Below are 271 nucleotides of genomic sequence, written 5' to 3'. Positions count from 1 at the left end.
GGGGGGACCGGCGGTGGTGGCGGCCGCCCCCGCCCCGCCGGTGCTACGGGCTACGCCGGTGGTGCCGGCGGCCAGGGCGGTGCCGGCGGGGATTCGAGTGCCGGCGGCCTCAACGGCACCGGCGGTGCGGGCGGGAACGGCGGTGTCGGCGGTGCCGGGGCTGCCGGGGCGGACAGTACTACCGGTGTGGGCGCGACCGGCGGGACCGGCGGTGCCGGGGGCGCGGCCGGTGCCGGGGGCGCGGCCGGAACCGGAGGGTCTGGTGGCGCGG

At 83.0% G+C, this 271-nt stretch carries 1 pseudogene; it reads right to left on the bottom strand.

From position 1 onward, the window contains the following. Positions 1 to 271 (bottom strand): annotated as a pseudogene (locus FPZ47_RS29120) (hypothetical protein); the annotation flags it as partial.

Origin of the sequence: Mycobacterium helveticum, from assembly GCF_007714205.1 — a bacterium.
Lineage (GTDB): Bacteria > Actinomycetota > Actinomycetes > Mycobacteriales > Mycobacteriaceae > Mycobacterium > Mycobacterium helveticum.
This window is presented reverse-complemented; position numbering and strand designations above follow the sequence as displayed.